At 39.5% G+C, this 2,970-nt stretch carries 4 protein-coding genes; all 4 read right to left on the minus strand.

The annotated features are described in order from the left end of the window. A partial coding sequence (locus FJ218_11255) for a sodium:proline symporter (protein MBM4167478.1) occupies positions 1 to 1,059 on the minus strand: 1,059 nt, incomplete at its 3' end. A 48-nt stretch (positions 1,060 to 1,107) separates the two neighbouring features. Next, complete coding sequence (locus FJ218_11260) at positions 1,108 to 2,130, minus strand: hypothetical protein (GenBank protein MBM4167479.1); 1,023 nt, start codon at positions 2,128 to 2,130, stop codon at positions 1,108 to 1,110. Beyond that, positions 2,127 to 2,480, minus strand: a complete 354-nt coding sequence (locus tag FJ218_11265) for a four helix bundle protein (GenBank protein ID MBM4167480.1) — start codon at positions 2,478 to 2,480, stop codon at positions 2,127 to 2,129. Before FJ218_11265 ends, FJ218_11260 begins: the two co-directional genes overlap by 4 nt. Before the next feature lie 60 nt (positions 2,481 to 2,540). After that, positions 2,541 to 2,957 carry a hypothetical protein gene (locus FJ218_11270; protein ID MBM4167481.1) on the minus strand — a complete coding sequence of 139 codons (417 nt, stop codon included), beginning with the start codon at positions 2,955 to 2,957 and terminating at the stop codon, positions 2,541 to 2,543. Positions 2,958 to 2,970: the final 13 nt, after the last annotated feature.

Here is a 2,970-nt window from a genome sequence, read left to right on the forward strand (position 1 = left end):
CATATACGCCGCGAAAAACGCAGCGACTAACAATCCAAGCAATCCCGTTGGAAGAAAATCGCGCATCGCAAAAACGTAACCAAGTTTTTTATCGGCGAGCGAAAGTTGCGGATACAAGACAAGTGTCGCAAGTCCCGTGAGAATCCAGGGCCACGGACGCAAACAATAATGCGCAACGGTGAACCACAATGTTGCAAGCACGCTGTGTCGCTCATCTTTAGCCGCCATCATTCGCTGCGCAACATAACCGCCGCCGCCCGGTTCTGCGCCCGGATACCACGATGCCCACCATTGAATTCCTATGTATGCAAGAAATCCCGTAATGGAAAGCGCGAGCGTTGTTCCTATTTCAGAAGTTGAATTTCCGACGTTGGGAAAAAAATCAAAATAATATTCGGGAAGTTTTTCTTGCAATCCAGTTATTCCACCGACTTGCGGAAGTTGAAGAAGAAGAATTGCAAGCACAAGCGTTCCGACCATTGCAAACACGAACTGAAACACATCTGTCGCCGCAACGCCCCACAATCCCGACATTGCTGAATATGCTGCGACCAACACCATACACGCCGCGATGTAAAAAATACTTTGCGAATGTGCGATGCCGAATATGCCTTCGAGAATGGACATCATTGCGACGTTCACCCAACCCATAATAATGCAGTTGAGAAACAATCCGAGATAGAGCGCGCGAAATCCACGAAGAAATGCTGCCGGTTTTCCCGAGTAGCGCAGTTCGATAAATTCTACATCGGTCATTACTCCCGCGCGTCGCCAAAGTTTTGCAAAAAAGAAAATTGTGAGCACGCCGCCGAACACAAAATTCCACCAGAGCCAATTGCCTGCGATACCGTGTTGCGCGACGAGTTCGGTTACGGCAAGCGGAGTATCGGCAGCAAATGTGGTTGCAACCATTGACGTTCCCGCAAGCCACCACGGCAAATTTCTTCCCGAAAGAAAAAATTCCGATGTGCCTTTCGATGCGCGGCGAGAATAATAAATGCCGATGGCTATTGAAATTACGAAATAGAGAATGATGATGGAGTAGTCGAGAAGTTGCATTTGTTGATTTTAGATTTTAGATGTGAGATTTTAGATTGGAAACTTTATTTACAAATATTTTTCAATCAGTTTGAAATCAAGGTAACGCATATTAAATTCATTGAGCCAAGAGCGGTATTTGTTGGTAGCGAATTTCTGAAAAGTTGAAACAAAATTTTCAAGCGTAACCCGTTTTAATTTACTTTTGTCAGTTAACAATTTTTGAAATTTCTCTATCTCTTCTTTTGATTCCGTATCTTCCTGTGGAGAAAGAATAATACTTTGTGAAAAAGTTATACCGTGGTTTAGTCTATATGCTTCAGTGAGTAATACATTTCTTTCAATCTGAGGGAATTTATGATTACTATCTTCAAAAGATTCAATTGCTTCTTGAGTGAAAATTTTCGATTCCTTCACCACCTCAATTTTTTTAATGTTTTTCTTCTGTTTTTTTTCACTGTTTCCTTTTGAAGTATTCTTTCCAAGTTTATCAGTGTATTTCACCTCGATACCAATTATCCACATTCTATTATTTTCGCTTTCAAACGAAACAATAGCATCAAAGGCAGATTTATCATTAGTGTAATATTTTGGGTTACGTATAAATTCAACATCAATACAAACTATTTTGTGAATAGGTAAATCAAAAAAAAGTTTCTTAAACCCTTCGCGCACAAACGGTTCATTTTCTGAAAGTGCCGTTTTAAGAGGAACGAACAAGTTGAAACACAAAGGCATACTTGAAAGCATATTGTTGAACAGACGAAACTCGTCTATTGTCAAATGTTTGTTTTTTTTCTTTTCTTCTATCTTTTTGTAAGCATACTCCAATATTTCAAGTCGAAATGGTGAGAGAAAATTTGAACCAGTTTCTTCTCCCTTCGCAAGCATATTTCCATATTGGGTTTTGCTATTCTTAAATGGACCAGTTCCACATCTTTCCTTTAATACATCTTCTCGATAAATGCTCTGTAGTAATCTTGCCTTTCGAGTAAATTCGTTATCTGAAACAGATTGCTTACCAAATTTTATTTCAATTTCTTGCGTTGTCATATTGCAATCTAAAATCTCACTTCTAAAATCTAAAATCATTTGTTTCTTTTCGCGGTTTTTAGCGAAGCAGAAAAGATAGAAACAAGTTCGTTTGCTTCTTGCATAATTGAATCCATTCGTTTTTCGGGAAAGAGATTCGATTCAACGATGAGTTCCATCCAATACAGTGATTCATCGGCTTCTTCTAAAACAACGCCAAGTTTGGAAATGAAATCTGCCTGTGAACGCGCTCGACAAGCGGCTCGGTAATTTGCACCAACTGATGTTCCCGCTCGTAGTAATTGATTGCCAACCACTTTTCCCGTTTGCGATTTTGGCAATGCGCTCACCAATTTGATAACTCGTAATGCGAATTGTTTTGTCCGTTTTCGTAAATCTTGTTCAGTCATAATTTCCTTTCGAGATAGATGTAAATAAAAAAACTCAATCTAAAATCTAACTTCTAAAATCTAAAATTTTCTTGCCAAGGAAACCACATTCCCCACCACAATCGTAACGCCACATCCAATCAACGTGTGCCACGTGAAATCAATTTTGGTGAAGAACAATACGCACGCCATTGCAATCAAGCCGCAAATGAATCCGACAAATGCATCGCGTTGTGTTGTGTGTTTGAAAAGTAATCCGAGAAAAAATGTTCCGAGTAAACCGCCATACGTTACCGATGCAATTTTCAAACCAATTTCAACGACGGGATTTTTTGTATCGGTGAATAACATTGCGCCACCGATGAGAATAATTCCCCACACGAGCGTAAATATTTTCGACCAGAAAATTTCTTTAGTACCAATTTCGATTTTCGATTTGAACAAATCAAGAAATGTTGATGATGCGAGTGAACTTATTGACGATGATAATGTTCCCATCGCTGATGCGAGA

It is taken from the genome of Ignavibacteria bacterium, from assembly GCA_016873775.1.
Classification (GTDB): Bacteria; Bacteroidota; Ignavibacteria; order UBA10030; family F1-140-MAGs086; genus JAGXRH01.

What these genes read in the sequence shown, in the direction of transcription:
- FJ218_11265 (MBM4167480.1), bottom strand. Translation starts at nt 2,480, where the DNA reads ATGACTGAACAAGATTTACGAAAACGGACAAAACAATTCGCATTACGA.
- FJ218_11270 (MBM4167481.1), bottom strand. Translation starts at nt 2,957, where the DNA reads ATGGGAACATTATCATCGTCAATAAGTTCACTCGCATCATCAACATTT.
- FJ218_11260 (MBM4167479.1), bottom strand. Translation starts at nt 2,130, where the DNA reads ATGATTTTAGATTTTAGAAGTGAGATTTTAGATTGCAATATGACAACG.